A 16,051-nucleotide genomic window follows, 5' to 3' on the forward strand; every position below is an offset into this window, starting at 1 on the left:
GTAACTAAAGCCGCAGCGCGTTTTGCTGCAACCTGAAGTATGACGGGTAACAACAGAAATTTTGCGCGCTTTCTGTTATCCTTGCGCCGCAATTGCATTATTAACCAGAGGCTTTACATCGTTTATGTCCGGCTGGCCACGAATTTACTACAAATTACTTAATTTACCATTAAGCGTCCTGGTAAAAAGTAAGTCTATCCCAGCAGAACCTGCGCTGGAATTAGGGCTCGATACGTCGCGCCCTATTATGTACGTTTTGCCTTATAACTCGAAGGCAGACCTGCTGACGCTTCGCGCTCAATGTCTGGCGCACGATTTACCTGACCCGCTTGAACCGCTGGAAGTCGACGGTACGCTGCTGCCGCGCTACGTGTTCATCCATGGCGGGCCGCGCGTGTTCACCTATTACACGCCGAAAGAAGAGTCCATTAAGCTGTTCCATGATTACCTCGATCTGCACCGCAGCAACCCCGATCTGGACGTGCAGATGGTGCCGGTGTCGGTGATGTTTGGCCGTCGTCCGGGGCGCGAAAAAGGGGAAGAGAACCCGCCGCTGCGTATGCTCAACGGCATTCAGAAGTTCTTCGCCGTCTCCTGGCTGGGACGCGACAGCTTTGTCCGCTTCTCACCTTCCGTTTCACTGCGCCGCATGGCGGATGAACACGGCACTGACAAAATCATTGCGCAAAAGCTGGCGCGCGTTGCGCGTATGCACTTTGCACGTCAGCGTCTGGCGGCCGTTGGACCACGTCTCCCGGCACGTCAGGATCTGTTCAACAAGCTGCTGGCTTCCAAAGCGATTGCCCGTGCCGTAGAAGACGAAGCGCGCAGCAAGAAAATTTCGCACGAGAAAGCGCAGCAGAACGCGATAGCGCTGATGGAAGAGATCGCCGCGAATTTCTCCTACGAGATGATTCGCCTCTCTGACCGTATCCTTGGCTTCACGTGGAACCGCCTCTATCAGGGGATTAACGTCCACAACGCCGAACGCGTGCGTCAGTTAGCGCACGACGGCCACGAGATTGTCTATGTGCCCTGCCACCGCAGCCACATGGACTACCTGTTGCTCTCTTACGTGCTCTATCACCAGGGGCTGGTGCCGCCGCATATTGCTGCCGGTATCAACCTGAACTTCTGGCCAGCAGGCCCGATTTTCCGCCGTCTGGGTGCGTTCTTTATTCGTCGTACCTTTAAGGGTAACAAGCTTTACTCCACCGTCTTCAGGGAGTATCTGGGCGAGCTGTTCAGCCGCGGTTATTCCGTGGAGTACTTTGTTGAAGGCGGTCGCTCGCGTACCGGTCGTCTGCTCGATCCTAAGACCGGCACGCTGTCGATGACCATTCAGGCCATGCTGCGTGGCGGTACGCGTCCTATCACGCTGGTGCCTATTTACATCGGTTATGAACACGTGATGGAAGTGGGCACCTACGCGAAAGAGCTGCGCGGTGCGACCAAAGAGAAAGAGAGTCTGCCGCAGATGCTGCGTGGGCTGAGTAAACTGCGCAACCTCGGCCAGGGCTACGTGAACTTTGGCGAGCCCCTGCCGTTGATGACATATCTGAACCATCATGTTCCGGAGTGGCGCGAGTCTATCGATCCTATCGAAGCGGTACGTCCGGCCTGGCTGACGCCAACGGTCAACGGCATTGCATCCGAGCTGATGGTACGCATCAACAATGCTGGTGCGGCAAACGCCATGAACCTGTGTTGTACTGCGCTTCTGGCCTCCCGCCAGCGTTCACTGACCCGTGAGCAGCTGACCGAGCAGATTGACTGCTACCTGGATATCATGCGCAACGTGCCGTATTCCGTTGATTCGACCGTGCCGTCTGCCACCGCCAGCGAGCTGATCGATCACGCGTTGCAGATGAACAAGTTCGAAGTCGAGAAAGATACGATTGGTGACATCATCATTCTGCCGCGCGAGCAGGCCGTGCTGATGACCTACTACCGCAATAACATCACGCACATGCTGATGCTGCCGTCGCTGATGGCGGCCATTATTACCCAGCACCGCCGTATTTCGCGTCAGGAGCTGCTGCGCCATATTCAGGCCATCTACCCAATGCTGAAAGCGGAGCTGTTCCTGCGCTGGAGTAAGGATGAACTGGCGGCAGAGCTCGATAAAATGACGGCAGAGATGCATCGGCAGGGGCTGATTACCATCAGTGATGACGAACTGCATATCAATCCGTCACGTTCTCGTACCTTGCAGCTTCTGGCTTCCGGTGCGCGTGAGACGTTGCAGCGCTACGCCATTACCTTCTGGTTGCTGAGTGCAAATCCGTCCATTAACCGCGGTACGCTGGAAAAAGAGAGCCGGACGCTGGCCCAGCGCCTTTCCGTTCTGCATGGCATTAACGCCCCGGAATTCTTCGACAAAGCGGTATTCAGCTCCCTGGTGCTGACGCTGCGCGACGAGGGCTACATTAGCGATACGGGCGATGCCGAGCCGGAAGAGACGATGAAGGTTTACCAGATGCTGGCAGAGCTGATTACCGCGGATGTGCGTTTGACGATTGAGAGTTCGACGCAGGGCGAATGATGCTAAAGCCGGGTGGCGCTAACGCTTACCCGGCCTACATGTTCCGCTAAATCGTAGGCCGGGTAAGGCGAAGCCGCCACCCGGCTTTTTTATCACCAGTAACTCATCGCCAGGCCCAGAAACAGCACCAGCCCGACGTAGTTATTATTCAGAAACGCTTTAAAGCAGGCTTCACGCTCGCGTTTCGCGATCAGCTTCTGCTGATACGCAAACAGCAGCCCCGCCACCAGTACGGACCAGTAAAACTCCCAGTTCAGCCCGTTCAGGCGACCAATCGCCACCATCAGCGCCAGCACCGCCACCTGCAATATGCCGATGATCAGTTTGTCGTGACGACCAAACAGGATCGCCGTCGATTTGATGCCAATCTTGAGATCGTCATCGCGATCGACCATCGCGTATTGGGTATCGTACGCAACGGCCCAGAGAATATTCGCCAGGAACATCAGCCAGCAGCTGAGCGGAACGGACTCGCTGACCGCGGCAAACGCCATGGGAATCGACCAGCCAAATGCCGCACCCAATACCACCTGCGGCAGATGGGTGTATCGCTTCATGAACGGGTAAACCCAGGCCAGCGCCAGAGCAGCAACTGACAGCAGAATGGTCATGGTGTTAAGGGTTAACACCAGCATGAATGAGAGCAGCACCAGCACCACGAACAGAATGCGCGCCTCTTTCCCGGTCACCTGACCGCTCGGCAGAGGACGATTCGCGGTGCGCTTAACATGTCCATCAAATTTCCGGTCAGCATAGTCGTTAACCACACAGCCCGCAGCGCGCATCAGCCAGACGCCCGCCACAAACACCGCCAGGATCCACAGCGGCGGCACGCCCGGCGTGGCAACCCACAGCGCCCATAAGGTCGGCCACAGCAGCAGCAGCGCGCCAATGGGTTTATCAGTACGCATCAGGCGGTGATAGGCCAGCAGCTTATTCTGCGTCAGACTCCACTCCATTTTTTCTCCCTCTTAGTACAACGGCGATGCAGGCAAAAAAAGTTCCGTCAGTATTAACGGCTTGCCACTCAAACGAAGGCGGGAACGGCGCCCCCACAAATCGGCATCGCAACCAATTTCAATAAAATCACGGGTCAGTTCAGACGAGGTGAACAGATAGCGCCCCAGGGGCGTTTTGCCGAGGCGTTGCAATGCCAGCTCCGGCCCGGAAAGTGTAGACTCAGGAACCACCGTCCGCCCGGCAAGCCACGGCTCGCCATCGGCACACAGTAAAATTTCACGCAGCCAGTAGCGTTCTTCTTGCGGCAGCAGCGGCAGCTCGCTGGCAATCTCCGCAGGCGAGACAAACCCTTCCTGAATCATCGTCACCGTGACCGTTTTACCCTGTTGCTCAAAACGTTTTGTCATGGAATCTTCCAGCAACAGCCAGTCCAGTTGCTCCGGGTCAAGCGCGGGTATTTGGTCGAAATAGCGTAGCGCACGCAGCTGCGTTAGCGCGGGGTGTGACATGCCAGACTCTCCGATACATAACGTAAAGGCATTGTATCGCAGATTGGCAAAATGAGGACGGACAAACCAAATTTAGCGATCACTATCGCAACAATGGTGCAACTTAGCCAAAAAAAGTGCGCCCGTGAAGGCGCACTAAACGACTAACAAAATCAGCACTGTGGGGAGACGGTTACCCCTTGCCTTTTACACTGCTGATAAAGGTGGAACGGGCAGTGGTTGAACCTAAACGCTCGGCTTCATCAAGCAGTTTCAGCGCTTTATCGACATCGCCGTTTTTAACCGCCTGCTTGATGGCGTTGTTAAAGTAAGTTTCAGTATCGTTAAGCACGGGCTCGGCTTTTTTCGCCGAGGCCGGGGCTGCGGCCGGTGCTGCGGCTGGCGCAGCGTACACAGGCGCGGCAGTATTACCCACCGTTACCGGACCCGGGCCAGATGAGCCAAACAGCGGGCCTACGAGTACGCTGGAGGCGCTGTTGGTGGAGACTTTCAGCTTGATCAGACCATCGGTGGTATGACGGGCAAGCGGGTCCGGAATATCCGGGACAGAGTTCCCCGTGCCTTTCGCATAGGCTTTTGCCGGGTCAACAAGCTTCGTTGTCTGTTGCAGATCTTTTTCAGTCGTGAACACCAGGACATAAATCTTCTGCTGACCCAGGGCTGGCGTCAGGCGCATAACGCCTTCCAGCCGATCGGCGCTCATGACGCCAGGCTCCTGATAGCTGAAATAGTCACTTGGGAAGAACGCGGATGGCGTCATGTTCTGATCGAGGATCAGCACGTTAGGCGCGAAGACGCTGGTCTGTTTATTGACTTCACTGGTCAACGTCAGGGTCAGCTCGCCGATATTCGCCGGCACGCTGAAAGCCGCGACCGGACCGCTGATACCCGGCACGTTCAGTGACTGGCCCCCCGCTGAAAGCTGGGTAGTTTGTGCTTTCGATTGATCAACTGGCGTCCACACCAGTTGCTGTAGTGCCGCAGCCGGAATAGCTGGCGCAGCGCTGGTATTTTGAGGAACAAAATTCACATCTGCAAAGGTGACCGCAGGCGCACAGGCCAACAGCCCCGCAGAGAGGCACAGCGCGACGAGACTTTTCTTCATTTTCATTGTTATTACCTCTGATAGCGTGAGCACTGCGGTGGCCAGGCAATAGCGCGCAGCACCCTAAGGAGAGAGGGGCTTGCGCCCCTCTTTTCAGGTCATTACGTCAGGCTTGACGAATTACCACCAGATTTCCATCTGGGCGCCGAAGGTCCACTCATCGTTGTCGCCACGGCTGAAGGTTTTCGCGGAGGTGTCGCTATACGCTACGCCAGAGGTGTAGCCCGTATCGCCGTTGTTCGCGTAGCCCCATTTCTCATCCCACTTCGCGTAGGTTGCGAAGACACGGATAGCCGGACGGGACCAGATGCTGTCGCCTGCCTGCCATTGCTGTGCCAGGGTGATTTTGTACTGGCTGTTTTTGTCGTCAGTTTTCTGAGACTTGACGTTGTCGTAGCCCACTTCCAGCAAGGTGCTCATGATCGGCGTCCATTTGAACATTGGACGAACACCCACGGTCCACCACTCGGTACCGTTGTTGTTGTCACGATCGATGTTCTGGTACATACCGACGTACATCAGGTCCCAACGGTCTGCCAGGGTGATTGCACCGTGATCCAGCACGCGCCACATAGAGCCGTCGTTATCGATGCTGCCGCCCTGTGGAATACCTTTACCGTTAGAGGTCATGGAATCCGTACCGTATTGCAGTACGAACTTGTTGAAGCCTTTCATCATGCTCTGGGTGTGTTCAGCGGTGAACAGCCAGCCATCTTTAGAGGCGCCAGGTTGCAGGTAGTAGTCGTCAGGAATGTTGGTATGACCGTAGTCAACGCCCAGCTCCAGCGTACCGCCCGGGTTGGTTTCCAGACCGGCTAAGCGAACGTCGAAGACATCGTTTGGTACAATATTGTCATAAATACGGTCGCCGTCCGCATTACGATCGGCGAAGGTTGCAGAACCGCCGGACTCAGAAGAACGGGTCGCTGCCAGAGAGAGTTTACCAAAGCCCAGATCGATGTTTTCAATACCGGCACCAGGACCAGAGATATCCCAGTAGTAGAAGTCGATCATGTGTACGTCATGACGCTGATAGAAGCGCTTACCGGCCCAGATGGTAGAGCCTGGCAGCCATTCAATCAGGTTTTTACCCTGCACGTTAGCTTCACGGAAGGCCGGGCTGGTGGATTCCCAGTCATTCTGTTGAGAAACGGAGTACGCTACGTTGGTGTCGAAATAGAAGCTTTTGTCGCCTTCTTTCCACACTTCCTGGCCCAGTTTCAGTTCGGCGTAGGTTTCACATTCGTTACCGAGACGGTATTTACTTTGTGCGCCTGTTGCCTGGAAACATTGTTGTTCACCGCCACTTCCGGTCCAGCCAATGCCGGAACGAGCATAACCTTTAAAGTCTACGGCGCCCGCCTGGGCAGACAGGATGCCTGCCGCAATGGCGACAGCCAGAGGGACTTTGCGCAGAGTAATCATTATTCTATCTCCTGAGATCATTGCTTTTCTTTGTAATTGGAATGCTTAAACGCCTGGCTCTTTGTGCAACCGACGACATGCAGTGCCATCCTCACGGAACAGATGGCAGCGCTCTGGCGGCAAACCGATAGCGAATGTGGCACCCTCTTCTACCAACACCACGTCATTCTGGCGGTAGACCAGGTTCTGACGGATGGCGGGGATCTGGATATGAATCTGTGTTTCGTGACCAAGCTGTTCGACGACCTGAACTTCACCTTCCAGCGTCACATCAGCGATGTGGCTCGGCAGTAAATGCTCAGGGCGGATACCGAGGGACATATTGGCCCCCACCTGTACGTTGGCGCTGTCGACCGGCAGCCAGACTTGCTGACGGTTTGGCAGCTCCACCTGTACCTGTTCGATTGCCGTCGCGGTCACTTTTACGGGCAGGAAGTTCATCTTTGGCGAGCCAATGAAGCCCGCAACAAAGCGGTCTGCCGGGTAGTGATACAGCTCCAGCGGTTTGCCCACCTGCGCCACGCGACCGGCGTCCAGCACCACGATTTTGTCGGCCAGCGTCATCGCTTCGACCTGATCGTGGGTGACGTAAATCATCGTGCGTCCAAGGCGTTTGTGCAGACGGGAGATTTCGATACGCATCTGGACGCGCAGGGCGGCATCCAGGTTAGAAAGCGGTTCATCGAGCAGGAACACGCGCGGCTCGGCCACCAGCGTACGGCCGATCGCCACACGCTGACGCTGACCACCGGAGAGCGCCTTCGGTTTACGCTCCAGCAGATGTGCCAGCTGGAGCACTTCCGCCACCTGGGTGACGCGCTGGTTAATGGTCTCTTTTTTCGCGCCGGCCAGCTTCAGGCCAAAGGACATGTTCTCGGCAACGGAAAGATGCGGATAAAGGGCATAAGACTGGAACACCATGCCCACGCCGCGTTCGGCTGGCGGGATGTCGTTCATTCGGGTATCACCAATAAATAAATCGCCACTGGTGATGGTTTCAAGACCGGCAATCATACGCAGCAGAGTCGATTTACCACAGCCTGATGGACCCACGAACACCACAAACTCACCTTCGTGGATGTCCAGATTGATGTCTTTTGACACCACTACGTCGCCCCAGGCTTTCGTTACATTACGCAGCTGTACGCTCGCCATGCCCTTCTCCCTTCGTTACAACCTGTCACCGACAGAAACATTCAAGATAAGTTCACTATGCGTGTTCCATTACTTTCGTGAATCCTCCACCCCCCGGCTTTTTTATGGGGGAGGAGGCGGGAGGATGAGAGAGCAGGCTCTGCGACCGCAGCGGAGGGGCTGAGGCGAAAATCGTGAAGCGGCCTGCAAAAATCAGTGGGTTTTTATGTGCGCCAGCACTCATAACTTAAATTTATGTTACAGGGATCACACAAACAGGGGGTGGGGCGTAGGGACTGGGAGGATGGAAAGAGGATGTCAAATAAGGAGACTGAGTCACGTTGAACCACCTTATGTATCCACGAGCACATCACCAATAAAGGATGGCAGATATGAAGATCAAGACTGGCGCACGCGTTTTCGCATTGTCCGCCCTCGCAGCAATGATGATTTCCGCACCGGCTCTCGCCAAAATTGAAGAAGGTAAGCTGGTTATCTGGATTAACGGCGACAAGGGCTATAACGGTCTGGCCGAAGTGGGCAAAAAATTCGAGAAAGACACCGGTATCAAAGTCACCGTAGAACACCCGGACAAACTGGAAGAGAAGTTCCCGCAGGTTGCGGCAACTGGCGATGGTCCGGACATTATCTTCTGGGCGCATGACCGTTTCGGGGGCTACGCGCAGTCTGGCCTGCTGGCAGAAGTTACGCCAGACAAAGCCTTCCAGGACAAACTGTTCCCGTTCACCTGGGACGCCGTTCGCTATAACGGCAAGCTGATCGCTTACCCAATCGCGGTTGAAGCGCTGTCTCTGATTTACAACAAAGACCTGGTGCCAAACCCGCCGAAGACCTGGGAAGAGATCCCTGCTCTGGATAAAGAGCTGAAGGCGAAAGGTAAATCCGCCCTGATGTTCAACCTGCAAGAGCCGTACTTCACCTGGCCGCTGATTGCTGCCGACGGCGGTTACGCGTTCAAGTTTGAAAACGGCAAATATGACGTGAAAGACGTGGGCGTGGACAACGCAGGTGCGAAAGCGGGTCTGACCTTCCTGGTTGACCTCATCAAGAACAAATACATGAATGCGGATACCGACTACTCCATCGCGGAAGCGGCGTTCAACAAAGGCGAAACCGCGATGACCATCAATGGTCCGTGGGCCTGGACCAACATCGACAAGAGCAAAATCAACTACGGCGTGACCCTGCTGCCAACCTTCAACGGCAAGCCGTCTAAACCGTTCGTGGGCGTGCTGAGCGCAGGCATCAACGCCGCCAGCCCGAACAAAGAGCTGGCGAAAGAATTCCTCGAAAACTACCTGCTGACCGATCAGGGTCTGGATGAAGTGAACAAGGACAAGCCGCTGGGCGCCGTTGCGCTGAAATCCTTCCAGGATCAGCTGGCGAAAGATCCGCGTATTGCGGCCACCATGGATAACGCCCAGAAAGGCGAAATCATGCCGAACATCCCACAGATGGCTGCGTTCTGGTACGCCACCCGTACCGCGGTCATCAACGCTGCAAGCGGTCGCCAGACTGTCGATGCCGCACTGAAAGATGCTCAGGGCCGTATTACTAAGTAAGTCTGAAAAACGGCGGGTGGCGCGTGCGCTTACCCGCCCTACGACTACGGCACGATCCGTAGGTCAGGTAAGCGCAGCGCCACCTGACGATAAGTTTCCACCGTTGTAGAGGAAGAACCCCATGGATGTCATTAAAAAGAAACACTGGTGGCAAAGCGACGCACTGAAGTGGTCAGTGATAGGTCTGCTGTGTCTGCTGGTGGGTTACCTTGTTGTTTTAATGTACGTGCAAGGGGAATACCTGTTTGCCATCATGACGCTGATTTTAAGCTCGGTTGGCCTGTATATTTTCGCCAACCGTAAAGCGTACGCCTGGCGCTATGTCTACCCGGGCGTTGCCGGGATGGGGCTGTTTGTCCTCTTTCCGCTGATCTGCACCATCGCGATTGCCTTTACCAACTACAGCAGCACCAACCAGCTCGCGCAGGAGCGTGCCACCCAGGTGCTTCTGGATCGTTCTTACCAGGCGGGTAAAACCTTTAACTTCGGCCTGTATCCCACGGGTGACGAGTGGAAGTTAGCGCTCACTGACGGTGAGAGCGGCAAAACCTATCTTTCCGACGCGTTCAAATTTGGCGGCGAGCAGAAGCTGGCCTTAAAAGAGGCTGCGGCCCTGCCGGAAGGTGAACGTGCGAACCTGCGTATCATTACCCAGAATCGTCAGGCGCTGACCCAGCTCACCGCCGTGCTGCCAGACGAAAGCAAAGTGACCATGAGCTCGCTGCGCCAGTTCTCCGGCACGCAGCCGCTTTATACTCTGGCGGATGACGGCACGCTGACCAACAACCAGAGCGGCGTGAAGTACCGTCCGAACAACGATATCGGTTTCTATCAGTCGGTGAATGCCGACGGCAGCTGGGGCGACGACAAACTCAGCCCGGGCTATACCGTCACCATCGGCTGGGACAACTTCACCCGCGTATTTACCGACGAAGGCATCCAGAAACCGTTCTTCGCCATCTTCGTCTGGACGGTGGTATTCTCGGTGCTGACCGTGATCCTGACCGTGGCCGTAGGCATGGTGCTGGCCTGCCTCGTGCAGTGGGAGTCCCTGAAAGGCAAAGCGATTTACCGCGTGCTGCTGATTCTGCCCTACGCCGTGCCGTCGTTTATCTCGATTCTGATTTTCAAAGGGCTGTTTAACCAGAGCTTCGGTGAAATCAACATGATGCTGAGCGCGCTGTTCGGTATCAAACCGGCCTGGTTCAGCGACCCAACCACCGCTCGCTCGATGATTATCATCGTGAACACCTGGCTCGGTTATCCGTACATGATGATCCTGTGCATGGGGCTGCTGAAGGCTATCCCGGACGATCTGTACGAAGCCTCGGCGATGGACGGCGCGGGTCCGTTCCAGAACTTCTTCAAAATTACCCTGCCGCTGCTCATTAAGCCGCTGACGCCGCTGATGATCGCCAGCTTCGCCTTTAACTTTAACAACTTCGTGCTGATTCAGCTGTTGACCAACGGTGGCCCGGACCGTCTCGGCACCACCACGCCGGCAGGCTATACCGACCTGCTCGTGAGCTACACCTACCGCATCGCCTTCGAGGGCGGCGGCGGTCAGGACTTCGGCCTGGCGGCGGCGATTGCCACCCTGATCTTCCTGCTGGTGGGCGCCCTGGCGATTGTGAACCTGAAAGCCACACGTATGAAATTTGACTAAGGAGGGCACTGAACATGGCAATGGTACAACCCAAATCTCAGAAACTGCGCCTCCTCGCGACGCACTTAGGCCTGCTGATTTTCATCGCGGCGATCATGTTCCCGCTGCTGATGGTTATCGCCATCTCCCTGCGCTCGGGGAACTTCGCCACCGGGAGCCTGATCCCGGACGAAATCTCCTGGGAGCACTGGAAGCTCGCGCTGGGCTTCAGCGTGGAACATGCGGATGGCCGCGTCACGCCGCCGCCGTTCCCGGTGCTGCTGTGGCTATGGAACTCGGTGAAGGTGGCGACCATCACTGCGATCGGCATCGTGACGCTCTCCACCACCTGCGCTTACGCCTTCGCCCGTATGCGTTTCCCGGGCAAAGCGACGCTGCTGAAAGGGATGCTGATTTTCCAGATGTTCCCGGCCGTGCTGTCGCTGGTGGCGTTGTATGCCCTGTTTGACCGTCTTGGGCAGTACGTGCCGTTCATCGGCCTGAACACTCACGGCGGCGTGATCTTCGCCTATCTTGGCGGCATCGCCCTTCATGTGTGGACTATCAAGGGCTATTTCGAAACCATCGACGGCTCGCTGGAAGAAGCGGCGGCGCTGGATGGGGCGACACCGTGGCAGGCGTTCCGTCTGGTGCTGCTGCCGCTGTCGGTGCCGATTCTGGCGGTGGTGTTTATCCTGTCGTTTATCGCCGCCATCACCGAAGTCCCGGTCGCCTCACTGCTACTGCGCGATGTGAACAGCTACACCCTTGCCGTCGGTATGCAGCAGTACCTCAACCCGCAAAACTACCTGTGGGGCGACTTTGCCGCGGCGGCCGTCCTCTCTGCCATCCCGATTACCGTGGTGTTCCTGCTGGCCCAGCGCTGGCTGGTCAACGGCCTGACGGCGGGCGGTGTGAAAGGTTAAGTTTCATTTGTTATGCCACTGCAACCCTCAACTTTAGACGTATTGTATTGAACCAACTTGTGACTGTTATTCGGCGGCCTCCGGGCCGCCATTTTTTTTTATTCGCGTTTCAGCCGCTTCGAGTTGCACAGCCAGAGGGTGATCACCAGCAGCAGGATCGCCGCCGAGTAGATCAGCACGTCGAGCGGGGATTTATGATCGACGATGATCAGCCGCACAATGGCGGTGATGCCAATGTAGACAAAATAGCGCAGCGGGAAGTGAAAGCCGGACTGAAAGTACTTCACAATCAGGGCGATAAATTCAAAGTAGAGAAAGTAGACCACCAGGCCTTCCACCAGCGCGTATTTGCTGGTTTGCTCAGGGGCGAACAGCACATCCGCCAGATGCACCGTCTCTTTACCCAGAAAAACGACCAGGATCAGGCCAAGGCTCAGCAGACCGAGGTTCAGCACGGTCTGGAGTATCGTTGAGATAAACTCAACGCGCGGACGCGTCAGGGATGTCATACAGCACCTCATTCTCCAGGGCGAGGTTCCTGTATAACGCAAAAATGTGACGGGGATCTATATTTTTTGTTTATGTTTTGTCCAGATGAACATTCTTGCCGGGCGGCACTGCGTTTGCCCGGCCTACAAAAACACTCTCGTAGGCCCGGTAAGCGCAGCGCCACCGGGCAAATAAGCATCAGCGGAAGTTAATGTTCTTATCGCTGGTCATATCATACAGCTGGAATTTACGTCCAAGCTGCTGACCGCCGTCGCGCGTCAGCGGCGTCCAGCCCACTGCCGCACGGCTGCGGGTTGGGCCTGATGAGAACAGATCCAGCGGAATCGACACGTACACCCCTTTGGTGAAGTCCCCTTCCCCGTACTCGTCTGGCGAAACGTTGGTGATGGTGGCATAGCCGCCCACCACCACGCCGCTGTCGAAGTGTTTGGAGATATCCAGCGTACCGCCCTTATCACCCGCCAGATACTGGCCGACGCTGGCTTTCACCAGCACGTCCTGCGCGAACGACGGCGTCCAGTAGGCGGTCAGGTGGCCGGTTTTGACGCTGTAGTCGGTGAACTTCATCATGTCCTGCGCGCTGCGCCAGTCACGCTGTTTCACGTAGTTAGCATCAATCCCAAACGCCCAGTTGCTGTCGACAGGACGATAAAGCACTTCTGCCCCGGCGCCGCCGAACATGGTTTCCAGATAGCCACCGTAAACCTGGCCGTAGAAGCCGTTGCCGAAGTACTGGAAGTAGTTGGCCTGGAGGTTATTCACGTAGATATCGTTCTGCACATATTCGCGAACGCGGGTACGCACGCGCGGCAGTTTTGAATCGTTCGGCGGGTTGGTGTAGTTAAATTTGTCGTAGTTGTTAGCAATGTTGCCGAACAGACTACCGGTGGTCAACAGGTGGTCGGTCACCCACAGATCCGCCGTCGCCATCGCCCCCAGCTGATACATGTAGAAGTTTTCCGGCCCACCCACGGACTGGTTCAGCACCGGATCGATATGGAAATCGAAGCGGGATTTATCGATATACCAGCCCTGCTCGGTGCTCTCTGGCACCACCGGCTCAACGCGTTTTTGTACCAGCTCGGTTTCATGTCCCAGCGGTTCGCCTTCAAGATGACGCTTAAGGCTGGCAACATCGGTTTCGGTTGTGACCTGCGGCAGGTTGAGGCGGTTCTCCGTCACGCGGATCGTGCGGATCCCCTCCGGCAGATCGTTCATGACGATCCGGTTGGCGCGCTCGATCCCTTCGCGGGAGTCTCGGTATTTTACCTGCTCGCCGGTGACGTACAGCGTATCGCCTTTGGTCTGGATCTTTGGATCCGCCAGGCCCGCGTTATATTTCAGCAGCGTCAGCTGATTCGCTACCACGGAGTGCTGAATGATCGCATCCTGCGGCTCCGGCTGATATTTTGGCCGCGGGTTGTCATTGTAGTGCGGCCGCATGTCGTTAAAGTTAGTGCGCAGGGTAAAGCCAAACATTAGGGTATTACCGCGCTCATAGCTGAGGTTAACGTCGGCCCAGTCGGTGACGCGGTAAATGGCGCCGACGTTAAACTTGCTCTTTTGCTCAATTTTCCCGGCGAAGTCCTGCGAGTAGTCGTTTCCTTCGTACTCCAGCTTCAGACGTAACGGCTGCCACGGTGTTTGATACTCCACGCCGCCAAACAGCGAGGCCGGGCCGTGGAACATCTGGTCCCCGTTGATGGAGCCCGCTTTCTGGTAGCTGTTATCGCGGTAGCAGTATTTATCGCTGTAGGTACAGAACGGATTTTTGACGTTGCCGCTGGTGCCGAGATAGCCCCATCCCAGACCGAGTGAGAAATCAAACGGTCCCCAGGCTTTGCTGGCCACGATGTATTCCGCGTCAAACAGGCCGGTCCCGCCGATATCCTTCGCACCAACGGAGACCTGCGGCATCCAGTAGCTCTCTTCCCACAGGCGCAGCTTCACGTCGAAAGCTTTGTCTTTATAAGTCTGGTCGCCGGAGAAGGCATCCACGCTGCTGTACTGTTTTGTACGCACGTCGGTGTAGCGCAGCGTGGTCTCCAGCCAGGGGAACAGCTGCACGGACGCAGAGTAGTAACGGTACTGATCGTTATCGCGATAGTTAAGGCTGATTTCCCCCTCGCGGGCCATACGCGCGGTTGGGGTTTGCAGTAAGCCCACGCCGCCAAAATCGGACTGCGACGGGCCGATGGGTGCCGGATACGTTTCTGCATGACAGGCGGAACTCACGCACAGTGCAAGCATGCTGTAGAGATAGGTTTTTTTCATTATTCCGGTATCCGCTGTATCAGGGAGCGAAGGATATCGGCATTAAGCCCGTCATACGCTTTCGTCCAGAAATGGTCGGCAAAACCGACAAAAATGATGCTGCCTGGCATAGGTTCGATATGGCGTTTATTCCAGTAAGCCACTGGCGCTTTCTGCGTATGCCCGTCCGGATAGACCACCCAGGCATAGCTGTTATCCGCTCCGCTGAGCAGACTTTGCTCGTCGAGATAGCTCGCCACGTCCCGGCCCGGCGTAAACGGCTTTTTGCCAGGGCTGCTGAGAAGCCCCATCATGGTGACGGTGGAAGGCTGAGCCGGAAGCCACAGGGTATAGTCCCCTTCCAGCGACGGATTGCCGTTTTCCGCAACGCGCACCTCATCCGGATCCAGATTCACCTTCTGGCGCCCCGTCACCTTAACCGCCTGAAGCTGCTGACGCAGGCTAGTAATGGCAGCGGCATCGTCGGTATCTTCCTGTTGTGCCAGCCCGCTTAGTCGGGCGAGCAGCGCCTGATGTTTTTGTTCCGCTACGATCGTCGCCTGACGCTCGCTGATCACCGCCCCGGTCCACCAGCTTTTCGCCAGCCTCGGCTGCCCCACCAGATCGAGCAGATGCCCGGCATTGGTTAAGGTTTTAGGTTTTTCGCTGTCCGGGGTGTAGACCTGTACCGTTCCCGCAGACCACGCCAGCGGCGAGGTCAGGCTGGCGAGAAGCGCAATGTGGATGAACATTTTCATGATTTCGCCGCCTTGATCAGGGTGGCCTTCACCGGGAAGAAACCGGCACCGAGATACTGTAAGGACTGGCGGATTTGCCCCTCTTCGTCCACCCAGAAGCGGTTATGCCAGGTGGCCTGATCGGTTGTCACTTCTTCATCCAGCACGCGCACCTGCGTTTCGTCGCTGCCCACTTTGACACTGTCCGTACCGTCCCAGCGGAAGGTGGAGCGGGCCGTGGCGTAGCGCACCTGTTTATGCTCGGTCCAGCCCATCGTGCGCGTCCAGCTTGCGCCATCGACGATCTGATTCGGCTTGATGAGCGGATCTTCAGCCAGGTTGTTCACCTCAAGCAGGTTGTCGCCGCCGAGCAACGTTTTCACGATGCGGGAATGCTGCGTCACGATGGTGGCCTGATCCTGCGTCACCCATTTCTGCTGCCCGTTTTCATCGAAAGCGAGCACCACAAACAGTTGCGGACCATCGTTTAGCTGCATGTACTGGCTGGCATACGGCATGTTCTGAAGTTCGTCATCGGTCAGATGCACGCCCGGCGTGCCGAACATGCTGTCCCACAGTGAGTGGCCCAGCCCTTTGGTGGTAGCTGAGCACGCCTGCAACAGCAGGCAAATCAGGATGATTGCAGGTCGCTTCACGACTCTTCTCCGAAGGGGCGAAATAACCACACCGAAGTGTGGTTATGATTAAAACACCCGTTA

Annotated in this window: 13 protein-coding genes; 4 read left to right on the forward strand and 9 right to left on the reverse strand. The window is 56.2% G+C overall.

Going from position 1 to position 16,051, the window contains the following annotated elements; genetic code table 11:
• Positions 1 to 124: 124 nt before the first annotated feature.
• Positions 125 to 2,545 carry a glycerol-3-phosphate 1-O-acyltransferase PlsB gene (plsB, locus tag O1722_RS21660; RefSeq protein WP_003860322.1) on the forward strand — a complete coding sequence of 807 codons (2,421 nt, stop codon included), beginning with the start codon at positions 125 to 127 and terminating at the stop codon, positions 2,543 to 2,545.
• Between the two features lie 92 nt (positions 2,546 to 2,637).
• Here the strand turns inward: plsB and ubiA are convergent, their stop codons facing one another.
• The 5 genes from ubiA to malK all read right to left on the reverse strand — a co-directional run bounded on the left by ubiA (position 2,638) and on the right by malK (position 7,699).
• Positions 2,638 to 3,504 (reverse strand): 4-hydroxybenzoate octaprenyltransferase, encoded by an 867-nt coding sequence (gene ubiA, locus O1722_RS21665; protein ID WP_015570176.1) that lies wholly within the window; start codon positions 3,502 to 3,504, stop codon positions 2,638 to 2,640.
• 12 nt (positions 3,505 to 3,516) lie between these two features.
• Complete coding sequence (gene ubiC, locus O1722_RS21670) at positions 3,517 to 4,014, reverse strand: chorismate lyase (RefSeq protein WP_015570175.1); 498 nt, start codon at positions 4,012 to 4,014, stop codon at positions 3,517 to 3,519.
• Positions 4,015 to 4,186: 172 nt separating this feature from the next.
• Positions 4,187 to 5,125: a maltose operon protein MalM gene (gene malM / locus O1722_RS21675; RefSeq protein WP_033488121.1), complete on the reverse strand. Its 939-nt coding sequence runs from the start codon at positions 5,123 to 5,125 to the stop codon at positions 4,187 to 4,189.
• A gap of 114 nt (positions 5,126 to 5,239) precedes the next feature.
• On the reverse strand, positions 5,240 to 6,547 hold the full coding sequence (locus O1722_RS21680; RefSeq protein WP_033488142.1) for a maltoporin: 1,308 nt from the start codon (positions 6,545 to 6,547) through the stop codon (positions 5,240 to 5,242).
• 42 nt (positions 6,548 to 6,589) lie between these two features.
• A complete protein-coding gene (malK, locus tag O1722_RS21685) occupies positions 6,590 to 7,699 on the reverse strand; it encodes a maltose/maltodextrin ABC transporter ATP-binding protein MalK (protein WP_003860329.1) in 1,110 nt (369 codons plus the stop codon).
• A 371-nt stretch (positions 7,700 to 8,070) separates the two neighbouring features.
• On the opposite strand from malK, the gene malE reads away from it, so the two are divergent.
• The 3 genes from malE to malG all read left to right on the forward strand — a co-directional run bounded on the left by malE (position 8,071) and on the right by malG (position 11,832).
• Positions 8,071 to 9,261, forward strand: a complete 1,191-nt coding sequence (gene malE / locus O1722_RS21690; RefSeq protein ID WP_033488120.1) for a maltose/maltodextrin ABC transporter substrate-binding protein MalE — start codon at positions 8,071 to 8,073, stop codon at positions 9,259 to 9,261.
• A 121-nt stretch (positions 9,262 to 9,382) separates the two neighbouring features.
• On the forward strand, positions 9,383 to 10,927 hold the full coding sequence (gene malF / locus O1722_RS21695; RefSeq protein WP_017694723.1) for a maltose ABC transporter permease MalF: 1,545 nt from the start codon (positions 9,383 to 9,385) through the stop codon (positions 10,925 to 10,927).
• A 14-nt stretch (positions 10,928 to 10,941) separates the two neighbouring features.
• Positions 10,942 to 11,832, forward strand: coding sequence for a maltose ABC transporter permease MalG (gene malG, locus O1722_RS21700; RefSeq protein ID WP_003860332.1), 891 nt, complete (start codon positions 10,942 to 10,944; stop codon positions 11,830 to 11,832).
• Positions 11,833 to 11,930: 98 nt separating this feature from the next.
• Here the strand turns inward: malG and psiE are convergent, their stop codons facing one another.
• From psiE to O1722_RS21720, 4 genes are all read right to left on the reverse strand, one after another.
• Positions 11,931 to 12,341 (reverse strand): phosphate-starvation-inducible protein PsiE, encoded by a 411-nt coding sequence (gene psiE / locus O1722_RS21705; protein ID WP_000202963.1) that lies wholly within the window; start codon positions 12,339 to 12,341, stop codon positions 11,931 to 11,933.
• Between the two features lie 178 nt (positions 12,342 to 12,519).
• Positions 12,520 to 14,616: a YjbH domain-containing protein gene (locus O1722_RS21710; protein WP_032652206.1), complete on the reverse strand. Its 2,097-nt coding sequence runs from the start codon at positions 14,614 to 14,616 to the stop codon at positions 12,520 to 12,522.
• A complete protein-coding gene (locus O1722_RS21715) occupies positions 14,616 to 15,353 on the reverse strand; it encodes a capsule biosynthesis GfcC family protein (protein WP_032652204.1) in 738 nt (245 codons plus the stop codon). Before O1722_RS21715 ends, O1722_RS21710 begins: the two co-directional genes overlap by 1 nt.
• Positions 15,350 to 15,988: a YjbF family lipoprotein gene (locus tag O1722_RS21720; protein ID WP_017382614.1), complete on the reverse strand. Its 639-nt coding sequence runs from the start codon at positions 15,986 to 15,988 to the stop codon at positions 15,350 to 15,352. Before O1722_RS21720 ends, O1722_RS21715 begins: the two co-directional genes overlap by 4 nt.
• Between the last annotated feature and the right edge of the window lie 63 nt (positions 15,989 to 16,051).

It is taken from the genome of Enterobacter cloacae complex sp. HYC003_NIDB, assembly GCF_056673375.1.

Bases quoted from the DNA above. Each gene is read 5' to 3' on its own strand.
- plsB (WP_003860322.1), top strand. From the start codon at position 125: ATGTCCGGCTGGCCACGAATTTACTACAAATTACTTAATTTACCATTA.
- ubiA (WP_015570176.1), bottom strand. From the start codon at position 3,504: ATGGAGTGGAGTCTGACGCAGAATAAGCTGCTGGCCTATCACCGCCTG.
- ubiC (WP_015570175.1), bottom strand. From the start codon at position 4,014: ATGTCACACCCCGCGCTAACGCAGCTGCGTGCGCTACGCTATTTCGAC.
- malM (WP_033488121.1), bottom strand. From the start codon at position 5,125: ATGAAAATGAAGAAAAGTCTCGTCGCGCTGTGCCTCTCTGCGGGGCTG.
- malK (WP_003860329.1), bottom strand. From the start codon at position 7,699: ATGGCGAGCGTACAGCTGCGTAATGTAACGAAAGCCTGGGGCGACGTA.
- malE (WP_033488120.1), top strand. From the start codon at position 8,071: ATGAAGATCAAGACTGGCGCACGCGTTTTCGCATTGTCCGCCCTCGCA.
- malF (WP_017694723.1), top strand. From the start codon at position 9,383: ATGGATGTCATTAAAAAGAAACACTGGTGGCAAAGCGACGCACTGAAG.
- malG (WP_003860332.1), top strand. From the start codon at position 10,942: ATGGCAATGGTACAACCCAAATCTCAGAAACTGCGCCTCCTCGCGACG.
- psiE (WP_000202963.1), bottom strand. From the start codon at position 12,341: ATGACATCCCTGACGCGTCCGCGCGTTGAGTTTATCTCAACGATACTC.
- O1722_RS21710 (WP_032652206.1), bottom strand. From the start codon at position 14,616: ATGAAAAAAACCTATCTCTACAGCATGCTTGCACTGTGCGTGAGTTCC.
- O1722_RS21715 (WP_032652204.1), bottom strand. From the start codon at position 15,353: ATGAAAATGTTCATCCACATTGCGCTTCTCGCCAGCCTGACCTCGCCG.